Consider the following 18,728-nt stretch of genomic DNA (forward strand, 5'->3'; position numbering starts at 1 on the left):
TTTCAAGGTTTCAAAAAAAGGTGATCGCCAACCTGACGATAAACGCGATAGACTGTGCGTACTTGGTCTAAAAAAGCATAGGGTATTTTTAATTTGAGACCAGCAATCAGGGGTCGATAAAGGCAATAATAAGCCCGTTTAAGATCTTTCCAGGCATAACAGGGCTCTGGTTTGAGGAAGTCTGAAATATCCACCACAAGCCCCCGACCATCGACCCCCAGCATCACATTTTTCCCGTGGACATCATGGGGATTGAGGCCCTGGGCATAGACATAATCCAAGGCTTGATCAATATCTTCAATAACTTTTCTCGGAATCGGAATCCCCCGGTGGGCACAGTCGTAGAGGGTCGTGCCATGCAAACGCCGCAGTACTAAAATGCCATCCTTGGCGTAGTAACATTCCGAAAACGCAGCGTGGGTCCCTAGGCGACGATAAACTTCCACTTCTGCGGCAAATCCTTCCCGGTGGGGGGCATAGACCTTTACCACCCACGCCGGAAAATCAGGGTGGGCGACAACCGCAGCATAGTTCCCGGTGCCCACGCAATACCAAGGGCTGGGACAATGGCGCACGATCACAGGATGGTGGGGATGCTCGCTGGTGAGATCGAGGTGGGGTCGGAGTTCCTGTTCGAGGCGATCGCAAAAAACTTGGAGTCGAGATTGAGCCATAGATCCTTTAGGGGAGGATTTTTCGCATCAAGATTGCATGGGGCTGGTAAGTGAGGCTTTGGTAAAAGCTCTGGGCCGTCTGGTTATTCGTAAAAACCTGGAGGGTAATTTGGCGATCGCCTTTGGTTTTCGCGTACCGTTCCGCTGTGGCCATAAGCGCCGAACCCAGCCCCTGACGGCGATACTCCAGCATCACATACAACAGAAAAATATGACTGTGGCGATCGCCGCTAATCTGATCAACACTATTGCCCAGCCAGAGACAACCCACCACTTGCTCCGTTTCTGTCCGTACCCACCAGAGGGGCGTATCCACTGTGAAATAATGGTTCAAGGTTGTACGGAGGTGATCGAAGCCCGTTTCCGGATAAAGTTCCTGGTAACTGCGGTGCAAAAACTTTAACAATAACGGTCGGTCGATCATCGCACCCCGTCTCAGAGAAAAGCCCGCTGGTAGCATTGACCTAGCCCAAAAAACCAATGGGTGCTGGGGCGAGCATATCGGTGGGGAGAAAAATCCGGGCGCTGACAATCCCTAAAGCCAAGAGGAAGACCAGCAAAATTAAGAACGGCAGAATCTGTTGACGAAATAAGTCCATAGGTGGCGATCCCAAACAACACATAGAAAATATCTCTGTCAGTGTAACCTCTCCCCTTGGCATAATGAAATCTGTGCCAAATTGAGTATCCATGACCACTGCCATGACCCCCCTTTTGCAATACCACCAGCACCAAGGCTTTCCTTTAACAGCTTCCGGTGAGGCCGTTGTAACCTTTGGGAACGACGCCGACATTTCCCAAGATTTCAGCAATGGCTGTCTGCTCTATGACCAAAGCCATTGGGGTCTCCTCAACTTTACGGGCGCTGACCGTCAACGCTACCTCCACAACCAAAGCACTAATCAAATCCAGCAGCTTCAACCGGGCCAAAGCTGTGACACTGTCCTCGTTAATTCCACGGCCCGCACCATCGATCTCGCCACGGTGCATATTCTGGATGATGCCCTCTGGGTGCAGGTCTCACCCCAGAAAAAGACCTTTCTCCTGGAATGGTTTGATCGGTTTCTCTTTCCGATGGACAAAGTAGAAATTAGTGATCTTTCTGGGCAGTTTAATATTCTGTCTTTGATGGGTGTTCAGGCCAAAGAAATTCTCGAAAAACTCACTGGCATAACCTTAACTGACTTTCCGAATGGTGGCCATCAATTTCTAGAAATCCAGGGACAAAACATTCTCTGTGCGACGGGGAACAGTTTGAAATCACCGGGCTATACCCTGTATGTTCCCGCCGAGGCTGGTGTCGAAATTTGGCAGGCTCTGATGAATTTAGGAATGATCCCCTGTGGCGAAGCAGCCTGGGAGAAACTGCGCATTCACCAAGGCAGACCCGCCCCCGACCAAGAACTCACCGAAGACTATAATCCCCTGGAAGCAGGGCTTTGGGATTGCATTTCCTTTGATAAAGGCTGCTATATCGGCCAGGAAACCATTGCCCGCCTCAATACCTACAAAGGCGTTAAACAGCGCCTCTTTGGGATTCAACTTTCTGCCCCCGTAGCAGTCCCTTGCAAAGTTTTTGTGGGTGAAGAACGGGCCGGCGTCATCACCAGTATTGACCCGGATAACACCTTTGCCCTTGGTTATATCCGTACGAAAGTGGGTGGAGAAGAGTTAGAAGTGACAGTAGGAGAAGTGACTGGAAAAGTCGTCGCGGTTCCCTATGTGACCCATGCTTACCCCGAACCCTAGGGAACCGTCTTTGGTTGCTTTATTCGTCTAAAAAGATGAAGCTGCCGCCCCAGGAGCCATAGTCGGCAGTAACTATGCCATTGCGATCGCCGCCGGTGTAGCTGTCCTGACCGGGGGCAATTTCGATGGTGATCGGGCCGCCCGTAGCTAGGTCAATTTCTCCGGCATGGACTGCCGCCACACAGATTGCGGAATCGTTGGTGTAAATATCCGTCCCCCAGACCGAGGCCCCTAGTTCACCGTTGGGTGGGCAATTGAAACTGTAGCGATCGCCAACATTTTCGGCAATCCCGAAGGAGCCTGGGGTCGAATCCCACTGGATATTCGGCGTTGTCGCCGCAGCACTGTCACTAGCCTCCGGAAAACGGAAGCTCCCATCCCAAGCGCCGTAATCACGACTGGTCACTGCATTTTGTTGACTACCGGTGTAGAGGTCTTGGCCCGCGAGGATTTCTAAAGTTAAATTCCCCCCGGTCTCTGCGGCGAATAGACCTGCATGGACAGCGGCGGCACAAATGGAAGAATCGCTGGTGTAAACACCCGTGCCCCAAATCCTTTGGCTGGGATCCCCCGGCGGACAGGAAAACTCGAAGGTCTGTCCCACCTGGTCTTGGATTTCGAGGCTAACGGGGCTGGCTTCCCATTCCAGGGTAGTGAATTGGAGGGTTGGGGGCGACGCTGGGGTTTCCGGTGCTGCTTCTGGGGGCGCAACAGTTCCGCCCCCAGTGGCGTTAGATTCTGGGGTGGTGCTGTTTTGGGTACAGGCGCCCAGGGAAAAAGCCAGGGCGATCGCCCCGAAAAAATAAGTCGTAGATTGCATCATGAAGCTTAGAAATAAGAAGAAATTCGTTTAGGGATGAAGGTCAGGATCTGGGTCTAGGCCAGTTGGCTATTGGCGAAAAAGGCGATCGCAATGCCCAAGGAAAGCCCCACAAATACCTGTACTGGTGTGTGACCAAGTAATTCCTTGAGCCGTTCTTCGCTAAATTCTTTTTCCTGGAACATATCATCAATGATCTGGTTGAGAATACGCGCTTGCTTACCCGCAGCTTGGCGCACTCCGGCCGCATCGTACATCACAATCACCGCAAACAAACAGGCGATCGCAAACTCAGAACTATCCCACCCTTTCGCCTGACCAACCCCTGTCGCTAAAGCCCCCACTAGAGCAGAGTGGGCACTGGGCATCCCCCCAGCACTAAAAAGGGAACGGAGGCTGGTTTTTTGATAACGAATCAAATCAATGGGAATTTTGAGCAACTGTGCCGTAATGCAGGCCACTAATGCCACAATCAGGATGTGATTTTGGAAAACTGCGCTGAAATTATCCATGGTGCTTGGCCGTGACGCGGGTTAGTTTTTACGGTTAACGATGTATTCCGCCAGGGCTTTAAGGGGATTGGCCTTTTCACCATAGGGTTCGAGGGAGGCGATCGCCTCTGCCACCAGCTTGCGGGCCTCAGCCTGAGATTTTTCAATACCCCATAGGCTCGGATAAGTGACCTTCTGGGCTTCGAGGTCTTTGCCCGCCGTTTTACCTAGTTCCTCCGCTGTGGCAGTGATATCGAGAATATCATCGACAATCTGAAAAGCCAGACCAATATTTTGGGCATAACGGGAGAGTAATTGCACTTCTTCCGGTTTCGCCCCGGCTAAAATTGCCCCCGCCGTAACGCACACTTCCAGCAATGCCCCTGTTTTATGGGTGTGGATAAAGTTCAAGGTTTCTACGGCAACATCGGTTTTCCCTTCCGATTCGAGATCCACCACTTGGCCACCGACGAGGCCTTCAGCCCCCACTGCCTGGCCGAGGCGTACGATCACCTGCAACAGAAGTTCCGCCGGAACATCCGGGGTGCGAGCCACATATTCAAAGGCATAGGAGAGCAGGGCATCCCCCGCCAAAATGGCAATATCTTCCCCATAAACTTTATGGTTCGTGGGTTTGCCCCGACGGAGATCGTCATTGTCCATGGCGGGCAGATCATCATGGATCAAAGACATGGTGTGGATCATCTCCAGGGCGCAGGCCGTATTCATCGCCATGGCGGCGGTGCCCCCCAACATTTCACAGGCGGCAAGACAAAGAATCGGGCGTAGCCGTTTCCCCCCAGCCAGGAGGGAATAGCGCATGGCTTCGTAGATGGTGACAGGCTCAGTGATAACTAAGGATTGGTCAAGGGCGGTTTCGACGATGGTCTTTTGTTCTTGGAGATATTGCGCGAGGGAAAAGCCCTGGGTGTGAGCGTCTGCAACTACCATAGCTACGTTTGGAAAACTGTTGATTTTTTCAAGAATATTCTACAGGGCTTTGGGGGCAAGTCTGGGGGAATCATCCTGGGTTGCTTGCAGAGGGGTGCTAATTCTGGCCTCTAAATGTGAAGTTGTTTTGCTCTGTGTGGTTCATTACACTCGCCGGGAACGTTTGGGTTTAAAACAGGAAGGGTAATTGATCTGTTGAGATAAGTCCTGATCAACCCAGGCCCAGTTTCCATGCAACCAAAAATTATTGTCTGTGGTTTAGGACGAACGGGATATAAGATTTTTCGTCTACTGCAAAATCAAGGGGCTGAGGTGATCGGCATTAGCGATCGCCCGACCCATCAGCGAGCATCCGGAATTATTGTGGGAGACCCCAGGCAGGGACAACTCCTCGTGCGGGCGGGCATTCATGCGGCCCAAACCCTCGTCCTCGCCAGTAATGATGATGCCCTCAATCTTGCGGTGCTGACCCAAGCGCGGGTGCTAAATCCGAATATTCGCATTGTCAATCGTATCTATAACCAAGCCCTGGGCGATCGCCTCGATCAAACCCTGCCGGATCATGTGACCATGAGTGTTTCGGCCCTGGCCGCCCCCATTTTTGCCTTTGCCGCCCTGGGCAATAAAGCCATCGGCCAACTGCGTCTCTACGAAAAAACCTGGCCGATCTATGAGGAAGTGATCACTACGGATCATCCCTGGTTAGGCCAACCCCTCAGTGAGCTTTGGGAAAATCCGGAGCGGATGTTTATCCACTACCTACCAGCCCAGGGGGAAATGGATTTGGTGTCAGCGGTGGTGGCCGACCAAACCCTCCAGGTGGGGGATCATTTAATCTTAGGGACGCCGCCCCAGGTTAAAAGTCAGCGTTATTCCCTCTGGCAAAAATTTCGGAAGGCGATCGCCAATCTACGGCAGTACCAACATCACGTGCGGCCGATGACCCTGGTGACGGTGGCGTTGTTGGTGACCATCTGCATTGCCACCTTTACCTATGTTTGTGTGAATTTTAATTTGTCCCTGGTGGATGCCCTCTATTTTTCAGTGGGGATGATCACCGGGGCCGGGGGAAAAGAAGAAGTCGCGGAACTCGCCCCCGATTGGGTCAAGGTTTTCACGGCGGTGATGATGGTGGTCGGCGCCGGAGTCGTGGGGATCTGCTATGCGTTGATCAATGATTTCATTTTGGGAAGTCGAATTCGCCAATTTTGGGATGCGACAAAAATTCCCCACCAAAACCATTACGTGATCTGTGGCTTGGGAGGGATGGGCATGGCGATCGCCCGCCAGCTGCACCACCAGGGCTATGACGTTGTTGTTCTTGAAACCGACCACAACAACCGCTTTTTACGCACCGCCAGAACCTTGGGGATTCCGGTCATTCTTGCCGATGCCAGCGTGACCAGCAGTTTACGGGATGCACGGATTGCCAAAGCAACGGCCCTGATTGCCGCCACCAGCCAGGACATGACCAACGTCGAAATTGCCCTGAGTGCCAAGGCGATCGCCCCCAAGGTCAATGTGATTGTCCGCATTCAAGATACGAATTTTGCTCAGTCGGCCCAGGAAGTCTTTTCCTTTGATCTGGTGCTTTCCCCGACGGAGTTGGCGACCCATTCTTTTGCTGCTGCCGCCCTAGGGGGACGCATTCTTGGCAACGGCATGACTGATGATCTGCTGTGGATTGCCCTGGCAACCTTGATTACCCCAAACCATCCTTTCTGTGGACAGCGGGTTCAAGATGCGGCGATCGCCCAAAATTTTGTCCCCCTCTACCTCGAGTCCCAGGGGGAAGCGGTGCACGGTTGGCCCCTCCTGCAACGGCAACTGCAACCCCAGGATGTCCTGTATATCACCATCGCCGCCAATGGTCTCCAAAAGCTGTGGCGTAAGGAACCCAGCAATTCAGAAGTAACCTTTAACCCCTTTCCGTCAGTCCAAGGAAGCGAAGCCTTTGTGCCCTAGCAATCAATAAAGTTACATCTCAATCCAGGCGATCGCCCAACTAAAAGCCCTAAAATCAGAGATGTTGAGTACAAAATGACCCACAGCTTTGAATTTTTGGACGTTACTGTTACCCCCTGTGGCTGGCACTGTGATTGGGTATTTCACCAATGACATTGCGATCAATATGCTGTTTCGTCCCTACAAGGCCATCTACCTTGGCGATCGCCGTTTACCCTTCACCCCAGGCCTGATCCCCGCCAACCAAGACCGCCTCGCCCGCAATATTTCCCGGATTATTATGGGGTCGCTGCTCACCCCCGAAGAAATCCAAAAGCTCGCCCAAAAACTGCTCCAAACCGAACGCATCGAAGCCGCGATCCGGTGGCTGCTGCAATTGGCCTTTGCACAAATCCAAGGGGAACAAGAACAAAAAACCGCTGGGATTCTGGCGGCAATTCTGCGAGACTTAGCCAGCGAATCTTTGCCCCGCCTCATTAAAGTTTGGTCTCGGGAAGATACCTTTTTAGAGGCCCAGGTTTACCAACTGTTTGATCAACTGCTGCTGGACTTTAAACTTACGGAGGCCCAAGCCCGCCAGCTTACCGATTGGCTGTTGCGTACCGTTCTAACCCCCGATATTCTCCGTCAGGCGACCATTGATTTTCTTACCGACAAAAATATTGAAATTATCGACACCAGCCTCCGGGAAAAAACCAGCGGTACCTATTGGGTCGTTGCGAACCTATTTGGCGTTAAAAATAGCCTGACCCGCCTCCGAGCCTTCTGTTTAGAGGAGCGAGAAATTGCCAATGCCCGTCTCCAGGAGTTAATCCTCACCCTCGAAATTCGCCTTAAATTGCGCCTCTGGCTCCAGGGTTTGTCCCTCCAAAATTTGCCTGTGTCTACGGTGCGGCAACTCCGTAAAAGTTTTCACCAAACGATCCGGCAGTATTTCCAGGATAAAGGGGCGGGCTTGATGGAATATATTGGGGAGTCGGTGGATTGGGATAATTTGTCGGTGGTGATTTTACGGCGGCTCCAAGCGTCTCAAGTCTTAGATAGTTCCCTGGGTGTCGTTAGCCAAGAATTATCTTTGCTTTTGGACCGCTATTTAGAAAAAGACCTCGAAAAAATTATCAGTCAGGTGATCCCGATCCTCGCCATTGATCAAGTAATCATTGAGCGAGTGAACAATACCAGCCCCAGGGAACTAGAACGCGCCATCCAGGGCATTGTCAAAAATGAACTCCAAGCCATCGTTAATTTGGGGGGAGTATTAGGCTTCCTTGTTGGTGTAGCCCAATCGGTTATTTTATTGCTCAATTGATGTCAAGGTATTTGCTGGGGTTGCTTGGGCAGAAGATGTTTCGAGGGTGTTAATAATCTCCAGGAGTTCCCGCTCAAAGGCCACCTGGGCGCGATTGGTTTTCCCTCCCAGATAAAAGCGATCGCCAGCGGCCAGGGCCCACACTTGGGAATAGGAAACGTAGCTCATCACGACACCAAGCATTACCAACAGAAAGCCTGTGTATACCACGGGAACACCGGGATCAGCCTTAATCTGGAGGCCAGTGCTACCAACGAGATCAACCAGTTTCAAGCTAATGTCCCCCACATCTAGGCGATCGCCAACCCGTACCGCTCCGACCAATTCTCCCTGCTCGTTATAGACAATGGCACTGCCCTGGAGATCCTGCATCAAAATCGAGACCCCAGCACTCATATCTGGCCTAATGGGGACCCAACTGCCCCAGAGTTTCGCTCCATTCTCCGTGGGGATTTGGGCGGCGGGTAATTGAAAAATCGGGCTATTATTCAGTTGAACTTGGACGCCGCCAATAGACCAACTGGTTTGATAAAAGGTGATGCCATCGTAGCGGAGGGGGTGGTTTACCGAAATCGTTTTGCGCTCAAGCTCCTGGCCCTGTTTATCAACCACTGATAGATCTGAATAGAATTGATCAATGTCACCCGTGGGGGTGTAGTCGATCCAAAAACGATTGACGTTCACCGACCAAGGGCGATCGCTCTCGGAAAAAATCCCCGCCTTAAACACATTATTGACCTTAAAATTCACGCCGCTGGGAATCATCTCCTGGGCCATGAACCCCCCAAAGGCTCCCCAAATAGAACCCACCAAGGTAACGATCATGCCGATGTGGACAATAATCGGCCCAATGCGCCCCACAATCCCTTTCCGGGCATAGAGCTTTTCGCCGTCCTGAAAAATTTTGTAGCGTTTTTTTTCGAGTTGGGGTTTTAGGCTCTGGAGCGAACCATGATCCAATTCCGTACTGAGGGCTAATTTATTAAATTGCCGGGCTTGGCTGTAGTAATTCCAATTTTGGGCTGTTTTCAGGGCAGGCAGTTGCCGCCGAAAGGTACAGGCGATCAAACTCACTCCGAAGGCGAGGAGTAAAACTAAGTACCACCAAGTTGTATAAACATGATCCAGTCCCAACCCTAATAGAACTTTCCAAGACAAAAACCCCAACAACGCCGGATCTTCAGGGTAGTTCTCTTGGTAAAACTGGATGGTACTGCCCTGTTCGATGACGGTTCCTAAAATGCTAAATACCGCAATGAGCAACAGCATGGCGATCGCCACCCGGAGATCCGCAATCCACTTTAAACCCGTGCGCCAGACTTTGCGGGGAAAACTGTGCCACGGAGAATTAGGAGAAGAATCAGAAACTGTCATGGTTTAGGGGATGAGAAAAGAAAAATTAACAAGAAAAAAGCCCGTTCAGGGTTAGGGAAAATCTAAGCGAGGCCAATGGGCAGGCGAATGAGAAGCGAAAATAGCCCAAATCCCAGGAGCAAAGCACCACTCACGGGGTTAATCCAGCCCGACCACTGCCGCAGGGACAGCAAGCGTTTGAGGGAAGCGGTAAAAATTCCGGCAATCAAAACAGGCACCACATAACCAAGGGTATAAGCAAGGAGGAGCGCCGCCCCCAACGCGAGGTTTTGGGTGGTACTAACCCAGGCTAAAAGGGTCGCCAGCACCGGGGTACTACAGGGGGAAGCCACCAAACCAAAGGTTAAACCCATGAGATAAGCCCGCACAGCTTTTGGGAAATCCGGCTTGATCCAGTCGGTCGCCCCCAGGGAAGGAAAACGCAGGGGGACAATTTCGAGCAAATTTAAACCCATTAAAATGGCGATCGCACTGACGATGATTGGTAAGCCAATACCAACCTGGCCGTAGATCTGGCCAAAGCCCGCCGCCACGATTCCCAGGCCCGCCAGGGTCGTCGCGAGCCCCAAACAAAACCACAGGGATTGGAAAAAGGCTTGGAGGCGATCGTTATCCTGGGTGCCGCCGATGTAACCAATGGTGATGGGCAACATGGAGAGGGTGCAGGGGGTCAAGCTGGTGAGGAGGCCCGCCCCAAACACCAAAAAGATACTCAACAAACTCCAATGGCTCAGCTGCTCATTGACTAGGCTGTCACTAAATTGCTGGAGGTGATACAGTTGCAGACTGAAATTTTCCCACATGGTGCCGTGCCCAAAGACTGTTTGCTATTGTATCGGGTTTCCTGGGGGCAACGGCAAAGGCATCTCCAGCTTAGACCAGTGACAATTCGCCTACCACATCTAAACGCTTATAGGGACTGAGGGATAAAAATTGTTCTGCCAAAGTATCGGAGACCGCCGGGGTGATCCAGCCCAAACGGGTCAAAAGATAGAGGGCGACGGCATATTTAGCCCGTTTCGCGCCGTCTTTGACCTTGATTGCCAAACCTAGCCCTTCACCGACGCGACCAATGCATTGAATTCCCTCGGCACCCGATTTACTGACAATTTCTCCCTCGGAGAGGCGCATTAATTCTGTGTCGAAGCCGCCCCGGCCAGACACCATGGTGGGGTGGTAGGTCATCGCCCGCACAACTCGCTCAACATCTAGGCGATCGCCAGACGCGAGGTGGGCATAAAGGGTAGCCATTTGGCTAAGCTGCATCAAATAGGTGGGGACACCGCAATCATCCCGCGCGCCGATAAATTCCTGGGCGGGCATCTGGAGTAATTCGGCAATCTTATTAAGGATCAGAGCCTGGACGGGATGGGACTTTTCCATATAGCTACCGAGGCCCCAGTTGCAATGCTTACAGGTCAACAGCATCCCTGCGTGTTTTCCGGAACAATTGTGCTCGAGGGCGCTGTCTTTGCCGTGGGGAATCGGACATTGCAAAACGTCAGATTCTAGATCCGCCTGCCAGAGGATGCGAAACACCTGACGGGCGTGTTCCTTGGTGCCTTGGTGGGAACTACAAATGACGGCTAAATCTTTATCGGAAAGTTTGTAATGATCTAAGGCCCCGGTGCCAATCACGGCGAGGGCTTGGAAGGGTTTAAGGGCTGACCGGATAAAGGCAGAGCTTTCGGCATCCCCAGCCATGGACAGGACACGGCCTTTGGTGTCACACACCACGGCTTCGGCAATGTGGGTGGATTCTTTGAGACCTTCCCGGAGGAGATTAATTTCAAGGGGGGGAGCTTGGACGCGTTTGCCTCTGGACATAACGATTGGGGGTAAAAGTTCAGCAGTAAAAGGATAGGGGAAAAGTATGGGGGTGGCGGGAATGATTGTGAAGATTTAAGGGTTTATAGCAGCCACAGACCGCTGATCAAACCGATGGCGATCGCCACGACAATCAAGCTGGTTTGTTGGATACGGGCGAGGATCGGCGCAATTTGGTAGGACACAATCAGGCGATCGCGTTGGAGGACGGCTTCGGGTTTACGCCAAATTTGGCCATCGTACCAGCCAGATTCTTCGTAGGTGAGTTTCTCGGTTTGGAGGCGATCGCGGATGTAGCGCCACCCCAAGTAAAGGCGCAGTAAAACCAAACTCAATAAAAACATCCCGCCGAGATTGGCACTCAAGACCAATTTAATCGGATAGCGGTCGAAGGGAAAACTCGCCCAAGCAATGGGGGTAAAGATGAGGGTCGCCCAAAACCACACCCAGGCTACCTTGCGGATGTAGCAGACCATTTCCATGTTGCCCCAACTAAAAAACCAGGATTCCTTAAGTTGGTCATATTCGTTGAGGGGCTGTTGCTCTTCCGGGACGGGACAAAAGGTAGTGGGAGAATTGTTCATGGATGGCGACGGGACAGAGAAAACCTATGCCCAACAGTGTATCGTTTTTTTCTAGGGGGGCGCAGGGGCGATCGCCTTTGTATTTGCCAACAAAAAAGTGACCCAGATAGATTTGGATCACTGGCAATATTTTGAACTGTTACGGGACGTGGTAATGCTCAAACGCGACCCAGTCCCTTTACTTCACGAGGAGATCTTCTCCTTCAATCACCCGCGCCGATTGAATGCGATCGCCCATTTCAATTTTGTCGATCACCGCAAGACCCTCGGTAATTTGGCCAAACACTGCATAGTTCCCATTGAGGAAATCATTCGGCCCCAAGGAAAAATAAAACTGAGACGAGGCGGAGTTCGGCAGTTGGGAACGGGCCATGGCGATCGCCCCTTTGTCATGCTTAAGCACCACCTGATTTGGATCAAGTTCTGCCTTGCCATAAACGGGCTGCTCTTCACCCTGGAGCTTAATTTCTAGGGGGACATCCCGACGAATGCCCGTCTCCGGATCCGTAAAACCACCCCGACCGAGGGCATTGAGGGGCACTTGGCTGTCCTTACTGAGGGGGTCTCCCCCTTGGACAACAAAGGGTTCTGGCGTCCGAATTACCCGGTGGAAAGCGGTGCCATCATAAACGCCACGGCTGACTAAATCCACAAAATTCCCCGCCGTCACTGGCGCATCTGCACCATTGAGTTCAATGCGGATCGTTTGGCCATCCACTGCTTCAGATTGGCTCTGGAGTACCATTTCGACCACCGCTGTACAGCTATCTTCTGGGGTGGCCTCGGTAGAAGCTGGATCCGGGCAATTTAAACGGGGCTTATAATTTTCGGCACTGGGTGGGGAGGCCGTTGGATTATTGGAAGATGTTTCCGTTGTCGGCGCACAGCCACTCAAGCTGAGACTGCCCACCAAGAGTGCGAGACATAATAGCTGCCAAGGTCGTTCCATAGAAATTTAGTCGTACTTTTGTTTTAGATAAAACCTGGAGAAATTATAGGAAGCAGCGAAGGCGATCGCCCACTGTCTTTTTTTCGTCTCAGGTGCTTAGAAAGATCTAGAGACCTTCCAGGGGAATGGTTAAAAAGCGGGCCAACTCAGCCCCTTGATTCTCCAGTTCCGCAAGGGGAATCGGCTCTCCGACTCGGTTGAGGGGAATATCACCCCGATTTTTTACCCGGAGATAAAGCACTCGCCGGGGGTTTAGACCCTCTTTGATCTCTGCTCGAATTGACAAAATATCCTTGAGGGGATACTGGAAATTAATAATCCGGTTTTTGCCCACAAAGCCATTCCGGAAAATAGTCACCTTGCCCGTTTCTTTATTAAATTCGTTGTAACCACCGCCCACATCAAGGAAAAATACAAACCAGAGATAGGCAGACAATAGCGTTCCGGCAACGCCATAGAACGTTAAGGCAGCCCCTTGGGGAATGAATTGGATATTACTGGGGTCACTCACCCCCAGCAGATTTTTGTGAAAATAACTCGAAAGACCAGCTAACAGAAAACCAATGCCACCAATGGCAGAAACACTGGCCCAAAGCATATTACTAAAACGACGAGAGCCGAGGATCGGCTGCCGCAAAACTTTATCCGTTGAAGTTGTCACCTGTGCTGCCATAAACGTTTTTTGTAGAAAATTTATTTAATTTAAGCCCCCTCATTTTACTGGATAATCTTGACTTCCCTGCTTGGAAGCCATTACCTGGGCCATCAGATCTGCCACGGCTGCGGTACCTTCTGAAGCTTCGAAGGTCACGGGAAATTTGCCATGCCACAGCATCCGCCAACCCAACGGAAAAATCTCACCAACGCTCTGGAGTCCGATCACCATCAAGGCAAAACGCCGTTCATCGATCCATCCCCCTGCTTGCACCAGGTGAAGGAGAGTTTTCCGGTGGCGTACTGCACGACTTTCAGCGGGATCTTTTTGCTGGAGGAGGGTACTTTTGATTTGGGTAATGCGGTCGAGGGGGTCAACTTCCTGGGGACAGACATAGTTGCATTGATAACAGCGGGTGCAGGCCCAGACGCCGACTGCTGGTTGGTGGTAGTGATCTAGCCTGGCGGAAGTCGTATCATCCCGGGAATCCTTGAGCAGCCGTTCTCCCTTGGCGAGGGCGTGGGGGCCTAAAAATTCGGGGTTGACAGTGACGGCATTGCATTCGGCGTAGCAAGCGCCACACAGGATGCAGTTGCCGGCTTGGTTGAGGGCTTCGCGCTCCTGGGGAGACTGACGAAATTCTGTTTCGGGAACCTGGGGCGATCGCCTTTGGACATAGGGAACTACCGCTTCTAGCTGTTGCCAAAAGGTGGTCATATCTACCACCAAATCCTTAATCACCGGAAAATTATTCAGGGGGGTAATCGTAATTTTGGGAATGGCTCCAGGATCAGAATCGGTGCCTTGTAGACGGGTAATTTCTTGGCGCACATTTTCTTTACAGGCCAAGGCCGCCCGGCCATTAATCCCCATGGCACAACTCCCACAGATGGTATTGCGACAATTTTTGCGAAAAGCTAAACTGCCATCCTGCTGCCATTTGATCTGATTTAGACAATCTAAAATTGTTGTACTTTCTGGCACAGAAAGCTGATAAGTGAAAAATTCTGGTGCGACGTTTCGTTGCCGTTGGCGCAAAATATTGAAGGCGATGTCCATGGCCAACCTCTTTTTGCCACAAATTTCTTCCCTTCCTAGTCTATCGGGATGAATTCGGCAGTTAAAACCATTGTCGATAAAGTTAACAAATAATCAGCGCCACTACGAAAACTTTAAAAAATCCCAGGGCCTCTTTTAAAAAACTTTTTAAAAAAACTGCGCAAAACAGAATTTTTGCAGTTATATTTACAAATGTGGTAAGTTTATTGCCGACAAAAATTTAGACTCAAAAAACAAGCGTTTTAGAAATATGAGTGACATCCCGACAACTCCTTTGAAAGGAAAGGCTCTGCTGAGTAAAGTAAAGGAATTATCCCATTTGCCCCGGCGAGAAACAGCAAAGCTTTGTGGATATAGCAGTACGAAAAATGGCTCGACTCGTGTCAATTTGACGGGTTTTTATGATGCTGTCCTTGAAGCAAAAGGACTCCCCCTAGACCCCGGTGGCAGTCAAGATGGCCGCGGGAGAGAGCCGACCTATCGGGTGAGTGTTCACAAAAATGGCCAAATTGTCATTGGTTCAACTTACACGAATCAAATGAACCTGAAACCAGGGGATGAATTTGAAATTAAAATTGGCTACAAGCACATTCACCTAAAACAGATCAACGAAGGCTAAAAAGGCAACAATAGTCAAGCCTTTTGGCGATTTTTTAGCGTCCCTCCTTGACACGCCTGATTTCATTCCTGGGGTTTACTAAATCTACGGGTTGATATTTAGAAGAAATCAACTGCCTTAAATGGATTCTCTCCGACAAAATTCTACGGTTGATGCACAAATCACAGGTAGAGATTCCGGGTAATCTGTTGCTTAATTTTTAAAGCTATTTTTGGCTAATTTTGATGGGAGCTGTGGTCACCATGGCTCTTTTTTATTGTTTAGAGGTTTCAGGGAAAGGATTTGGAATCATGTTAAGGCGAGTGATTTTGGCGATCGCCATTGCCTTATGGTGGGGTCTATGGGTTGTTTGGGCGGCGCCTCAATCGCAGTTTTTGACAATCGCAAAAATCGTCGCAACCCCTTGGAATTACGCAGATCTTGGCCCCCAGCGGTGGGGCGAGTTGCAACCAGAGTTCCAGACCTGTGCCGTTGGCGAAACCCAATCACCCTTGGCGCTTTTTCCTGAATCGTCTACTCCAGTTTCGGGGGCGTCAGTGTCTTGGCAGTATCAACCAAGTCTCGGGCTTATCCAGGCGACCAGTACCACTCTACAAATCCAAGTGACGGGGAATAATACCCTACAGCTCGGCGCTGACCGCTACAAGCTTGAGCAAATTCATTTTCATTATCCCAGTGAGCACCATGTCCAGGGAAAACAATATGCCATGGAAGTTCACTTTGTCCATCGGCGCGCTCCCCAAGAAGTCGCGGTTTTGGCGGTGCTGGTTGAATCCGGAACAATGAATCCGACGTTTGCCCACATTTTGCAACGGTGGCCAACCCAGACCCATCCTAATCAGGTGATTCATTTCAACCCGGCAGCATTACTCCCCCAAGGCGATCGCCCTTATTTTCGCTATTTTGGCTCCTTGACGACTCCCCCTTGCACGGAAGGGATTGCTTGGTTGGTTGTGGCACAACCTATTTTCCTGGGGGCAGCGCAAATCGAACATTACCAGAACTTGTATGCACCGAACGCCCGCCCCCTCCAAACAATGACAACCCATCAAGTGCAGTATCATGTGCCGGGTCAGAAAATGGAAATTTAGGCCACTTTCACGAAAATATTCTCGCCTTCTTCGCGGACTTCGTAGCGGGGCAATCCGGCGGTAGCTGGCCCCTGGATCAGTTCCCCATCTAAAGCAAACCGCGAACCATGGCAATCGCAAACCAGGTCAGCATCGGCGAGTTTTACGGGACAACCCCGATGGTTACAGGTGGGGTCAACGGCCACAAGGCTCTGGTCATTAGGATTGCGGAAAACATAGACTTTCTGCCCATTGACCTCTGTGGAAAGTTCACCATTAGCATCGAGACTCCCCACAGCGGTGAAATCAGCCACAAGATTCGCGGCATCTTCTGCTTCGGCGATCGCCCCATCATTGGCCGCAGCTTCTTCTGCCTCGTTGACTGCTGTTGACTCCGAGCCACCAGAACAGGCGGCTAAAATTGTCGGAAAAGAACTCGCAAGTAAACCTAAACCGAATAAACCTACAAATTGACGGCGTTCCATAATTGTTTCTCAAGGGATGTCGAAAATGATGTCTTGACTGTTATAACGAATTTAAACGGCGTTTTTCGGATTAATGGAGATTTCGTGAAAATGGCGGAGATTGGGATTGCGATAGGCGATCGCCCCGGAAAAACCCCTTAGCAATTGAGGGCTTGGCGTTGGGCTTTCGCTTTCTGTAACGACTCGGCCCATTCTTGCTCTGGATCACTGTCCGCAACAATACCGGCCCCCACCTGCCCGTAAACGGTGGCTGACCCCTGGGTATTCGGCACATAAAGTAAGGTGCGAATCAAAATATTGAGATCTAAATTTCCCCGTTGATCTAGGTAACCACAGGAACCATAAAATAAACTGCGCCGCACCGGTTCTAGGGCTTCGATAATTTCCATACAACGCACCTTCGGACAACCGGTGATCGTGCCCCCTGGAAACATTCCCCGAATTAGATTCACTGCATCCTTATCGGCGGCCAGTTCCCCCACCACATTACTAACGAGGTGAATGACATGGCTATAGCGTTCTAGGACAAATTGCTCATCCACCACGACGCTGCCCCAGATACAGGCCCGGCCAAGATCATTCCGCTCTAAGTCCACCAACATGGCGTGTTCGGCCCGTTCCTTGGTGTTCCGCAACAGTTCTTCGCCGAGGGCTTGGTCTTCGCTGGGGGTTTGTCCCCTGGGTCTGGTGCCGCCGATGGGACGGGTCTGGGCAAAGCGTCCCTGTTTTTGGATCAGACGTTCTGGGGAGCAACTGATCATCTCCCCCCAGGGCGATCGCCAATAGCTGGCAAAGGGGGACGGATTGATCTGCTGGAGGTGCTGATAAATGGCCCAACTGCTATGGGCGGTTTGGGTACGGAAGCGCAGGGAAAGATTGGTCTGGAAAATGTCTCCCGCCTGGATGTATTGTTTCGCCTGGCGCACAGCGTCGGTGTAGGCTTGGCGATCGCTGAGGAATTCAAGGGAAGGAGCTTCAGAGCTGACTTGGAATTGATCAAGGTCGGATGATGCACGCGGTTGACTGAGTTGAGTTGTTAAACGATCGAGATCCGCAACGGTGGCCGCCGCCAGCCAAAGCACCTGTTGGTGGTGGTCAAGCACCGCAAAGGAATCGGGCTGGTACCAATAGGCCACGGGAAAAGGCAGGGGATCTGGATTTTCGTAGGGGAGCGTTTCAATCTCCCAGGCAAAGTCATAGCCGAGCCAGCCTAGATATCCCCCCGTAAAGGGCAAATGGGCGATCGCCGCCGGGGGATCTATTTTTGTGGCGAGGAGCTGCTTTAAACAAGCAGTAATTTCCCCTAGGGCGGGCGTAAATAGCTGTTTGGCCCTCGGTGCCCCGGCACAGATGGAGTAGCGGGAAAGCTGGGGATAATCCTTGGGGGTTGGGTAGGGGCTTTCGAGGAGGGTGGCAATCTTGGCTTGGCCGTATAGTCGCGTGAAAATTTCTGCACCAGTGCGTTGTGCTAACGGTTGCGATCGCCAATGCCACATACATTCAACCCCAAGGAAAACTCCCTAGGATTTTGACATACTTTTTTGGTGCGATGGTACTGTCGTCAACACCGCAAAAGCGGATTAATTTTTTGAGCCCGCTATCCTTGGGTGGCTGTACCCCAATCCAGACTACGCAGAAAATCTTGCACCAGTTTGCGACCAGCCACATTGTCGCCATAGTCCCCGGAGTCATCATAGAGCACTGACCAGCAATCGAGAATTTCAGTATCCAAGGCGGCACGAATTTTTGGGGCGGCAATAATGATATCGGCGCTGCGGTGGAGGGGGGTCGGGGCCTCGGCGGTTGCGCTTAACAAACAAAGCGGCCGTAGCCAATAGCTAGCCTGGGCTTCAATAAATTGAATAACAGCACCATATAAGCGGCGATCGCCAGCGGCTAAGCAAACAATCTGCTGGGGTTTAAAAGGTTCTGTCGTGGTTTGGGACATTGGCAGTTCCAGGGGCAAGTTCAATGATTGAATAATCAGGGTGGAAAAAATTGACAATCTAGTTCCCCAGTTTAAGGCGATCGCCTCATTTTTTTCGCAAATCCCAGCGCTAGAACAAGACATCTCTACCCGTATTTCTTTACAATGGCTGAATGTCTTTAACGCTTGCTACATTAGCTTAAAAATTTTCAACTGAATC

Annotated in this window: 21 protein-coding genes; 5 read left to right on the forward strand and 16 right to left on the reverse strand. The window is 51.2% G+C overall.

The annotated features are described in order from the left end of the window. Nucleotides 1-2 precede the first annotated feature (2 nt). From AWQ24_RS05500 to AWQ24_RS16660, 3 genes are read right to left on the reverse strand one after another with little or no spacing between them, the layout of a single operon-like run. On the reverse strand, nt 3-674 hold the full coding sequence (locus AWQ24_RS05500) for a serine/threonine protein kinase (RefSeq protein WP_065716210.1): 672 nt from the start codon (nt 672-674) through the stop codon (nt 3-5). Nucleotides 675-681: 7 nt separating this feature from the next. Next, the gene (locus tag AWQ24_RS05505) at nt 682-1,098 is read right to left on the reverse strand and encodes a GNAT family N-acetyltransferase (protein ID WP_232318878.1); all 417 of its coding nucleotides are present in this window, start codon (nt 1,096-1,098) and stop codon (nt 682-684) included. Between the two features lie 40 nt (nt 1,099-1,138). Next, nucleotides 1,139-1,273, reverse strand: a complete 135-nt coding sequence (locus AWQ24_RS16660; RefSeq protein WP_254903385.1) for a hypothetical protein — start codon at nt 1,271-1,273, stop codon at nt 1,139-1,141. 91 nt (nt 1,274-1,364) lie between these two features. Between AWQ24_RS16660 and AWQ24_RS05510 the strand changes: the two genes are divergently transcribed. After that, nucleotides 1,365-2,423, forward strand: a complete 1,059-nt coding sequence (locus tag AWQ24_RS05510) for a folate-binding protein YgfZ (protein ID WP_083993497.1) — start codon at nt 1,365-1,367, stop codon at nt 2,421-2,423. A 19-nt stretch (nt 2,424-2,442) separates the two neighbouring features. On the opposite strand, the gene AWQ24_RS05515 is transcribed toward AWQ24_RS05510, so the two are convergent. The 3 genes from AWQ24_RS05515 to crtE are packed head-to-tail and all read right to left on the reverse strand — an operon-like array spanning nt 2,443 to nt 4,685. Further along, nucleotides 2,443-3,246, reverse strand: a complete 804-nt coding sequence (locus tag AWQ24_RS05515; protein ID WP_083993498.1) for an LCCL domain-containing protein — start codon at nt 3,244-3,246, stop codon at nt 2,443-2,445. A gap of 53 nt (nt 3,247-3,299) precedes the next feature. Further along, the gene (locus AWQ24_RS05520) at nt 3,300-3,755 is read right to left on the reverse strand and encodes a divergent PAP2 family protein (RefSeq protein ID WP_030006209.1); all 456 of its coding nucleotides are present in this window, start codon (nt 3,753-3,755) and stop codon (nt 3,300-3,302) included. A 21-nt stretch (nt 3,756-3,776) separates the two neighbouring features. Further along, entirely contained in the window at nt 3,777-4,685 is a 909-nt protein-coding gene (gene crtE / locus AWQ24_RS05525; protein ID WP_065716213.1) for a geranylgeranyl pyrophosphate/diphosphate synthase/geranyltranstransferaseCrtE, read from the reverse strand. Between the two features lie 231 nt (nt 4,686-4,916). Between crtE and AWQ24_RS05530 the strand changes: the two genes are divergently transcribed. After that, nucleotides 4,917-6,650, forward strand: a complete 1,734-nt coding sequence (locus AWQ24_RS05530) for a TrkA family potassium uptake protein (protein WP_065710435.1) — start codon at nt 4,917-4,919, stop codon at nt 6,648-6,650. 88 nt (nt 6,651-6,738) lie between these two features. Continuing rightward, the gene (locus AWQ24_RS05535) at nt 6,739-7,959 is read left to right on the forward strand and encodes a DUF445 domain-containing protein (RefSeq protein ID WP_030006212.1); all 1,221 of its coding nucleotides are present in this window, start codon (nt 6,739-6,741) and stop codon (nt 7,957-7,959) included. Here AWQ24_RS05535 and AWQ24_RS05540 read toward each other — a convergent pair. The 7 genes from AWQ24_RS05540 to AWQ24_RS05570 all read right to left on the reverse strand — a co-directional run bounded on the left by AWQ24_RS05540 (nt 7,945) and on the right by AWQ24_RS05570 (nt 14,407). Next, nucleotides 7,945-9,333, reverse strand: a complete 1,389-nt coding sequence (locus AWQ24_RS05540; protein WP_065716214.1) for a cytochrome c biogenesis protein — start codon at nt 9,331-9,333, stop codon at nt 7,945-7,947. The two genes, AWQ24_RS05535 and AWQ24_RS05540, sit on opposite strands and share 15 nt — an antisense overlap. Nucleotides 9,334-9,395: 62 nt before the next feature. Beyond that, nucleotides 9,396-10,136 carry a cytochrome c biogenesis protein CcdA gene (locus tag AWQ24_RS05545; protein WP_065716215.1) on the reverse strand — a complete coding sequence of 247 codons (741 nt, stop codon included), beginning with the start codon at nt 10,134-10,136 and terminating at the stop codon, nt 9,396-9,398. Nucleotides 10,137-10,206: 70 nt separating this feature from the next. Continuing rightward, nucleotides 10,207-11,160: an asparaginase gene (locus AWQ24_RS05550; protein ID WP_012306715.1), complete on the reverse strand. Its 954-nt coding sequence runs from the start codon at nt 11,158-11,160 to the stop codon at nt 10,207-10,209. Nucleotides 11,161-11,243: 83 nt separating this feature from the next. Next, nucleotides 11,244-11,744, reverse strand: a complete 501-nt coding sequence (locus AWQ24_RS05555; protein WP_012306716.1) for a CGLD27 family protein — start codon at nt 11,742-11,744, stop codon at nt 11,244-11,246. Between the two features lie 178 nt (nt 11,745-11,922). Continuing rightward, nucleotides 11,923-12,693 (reverse strand): peptidylprolyl isomerase, encoded by a 771-nt coding sequence (locus AWQ24_RS05560; protein ID WP_065716216.1) that lies wholly within the window; start codon nt 12,691-12,693, stop codon nt 11,923-11,925. Between the two features lie 106 nt (nt 12,694-12,799). Further along, complete coding sequence (locus AWQ24_RS05565; protein WP_012306718.1) at nt 12,800-13,366, reverse strand: photosystem I assembly protein Ycf4; 567 nt, start codon at nt 13,364-13,366, stop codon at nt 12,800-12,802. 39 nt (nt 13,367-13,405) lie between these two features. Then, nucleotides 13,406-14,407 carry a succinate dehydrogenase/fumarate reductase iron-sulfur subunit gene (locus tag AWQ24_RS05570; protein WP_012306719.1) on the reverse strand — a complete coding sequence of 334 codons (1,002 nt, stop codon included), beginning with the start codon at nt 14,405-14,407 and terminating at the stop codon, nt 13,406-13,408. A 250-nt stretch (nt 14,408-14,657) separates the two neighbouring features. Here AWQ24_RS05570 and AWQ24_RS05575 point away from each other — a divergent pair, with 250 nt between their 5' ends. Then, a complete protein-coding gene (locus AWQ24_RS05575) occupies nt 14,658-15,026 on the forward strand; it encodes an AbrB family transcriptional regulator (protein WP_012306720.1) in 369 nt (122 codons plus the stop codon). A 242-nt stretch (nt 15,027-15,268) separates the two neighbouring features. Then, on the forward strand, nt 15,269-16,117 hold the full coding sequence (locus AWQ24_RS05580) for a carbonic anhydrase (protein ID WP_198161515.1): 849 nt from the start codon (nt 15,269-15,271) through the stop codon (nt 16,115-16,117). Here AWQ24_RS05580 and AWQ24_RS05585 read toward each other — a convergent pair. The 3 genes from AWQ24_RS05585 to AWQ24_RS05595 all read right to left on the reverse strand — a co-directional run bounded on the left by AWQ24_RS05585 (nt 16,114) and on the right by AWQ24_RS05595 (nt 18,652). Next, nucleotides 16,114-16,581: a ubiquinol-cytochrome c reductase iron-sulfur subunit gene (locus tag AWQ24_RS05585; RefSeq protein WP_030006218.1), complete on the reverse strand. Its 468-nt coding sequence runs from the start codon at nt 16,579-16,581 to the stop codon at nt 16,114-16,116. The genes AWQ24_RS05580 and AWQ24_RS05585 overlap by 4 nt on opposite strands. A gap of 137 nt (nt 16,582-16,718) precedes the next feature. Next, nucleotides 16,719-18,077, reverse strand: a complete 1,359-nt coding sequence (locus tag AWQ24_RS05590; protein WP_065716218.1) for an anthranilate synthase component I — start codon at nt 18,075-18,077, stop codon at nt 16,719-16,721. 101 nt (nt 18,078-18,178) lie between these two features. Further along, complete coding sequence (locus AWQ24_RS05595) at nt 18,179-18,652, reverse strand: hypothetical protein (protein ID WP_232318879.1); 474 nt, start codon at nt 18,650-18,652, stop codon at nt 18,179-18,181. Between the last annotated feature and the right edge of the window lie 76 nt (nt 18,653-18,728).

Origin of the sequence: Picosynechococcus sp. PCC 8807, assembly GCF_001693295.1 — a bacterium.
Taxonomy (GTDB): domain Bacteria; phylum Cyanobacteriota; class Cyanobacteriia; order Cyanobacteriales; family MRBY01; genus MRBY01.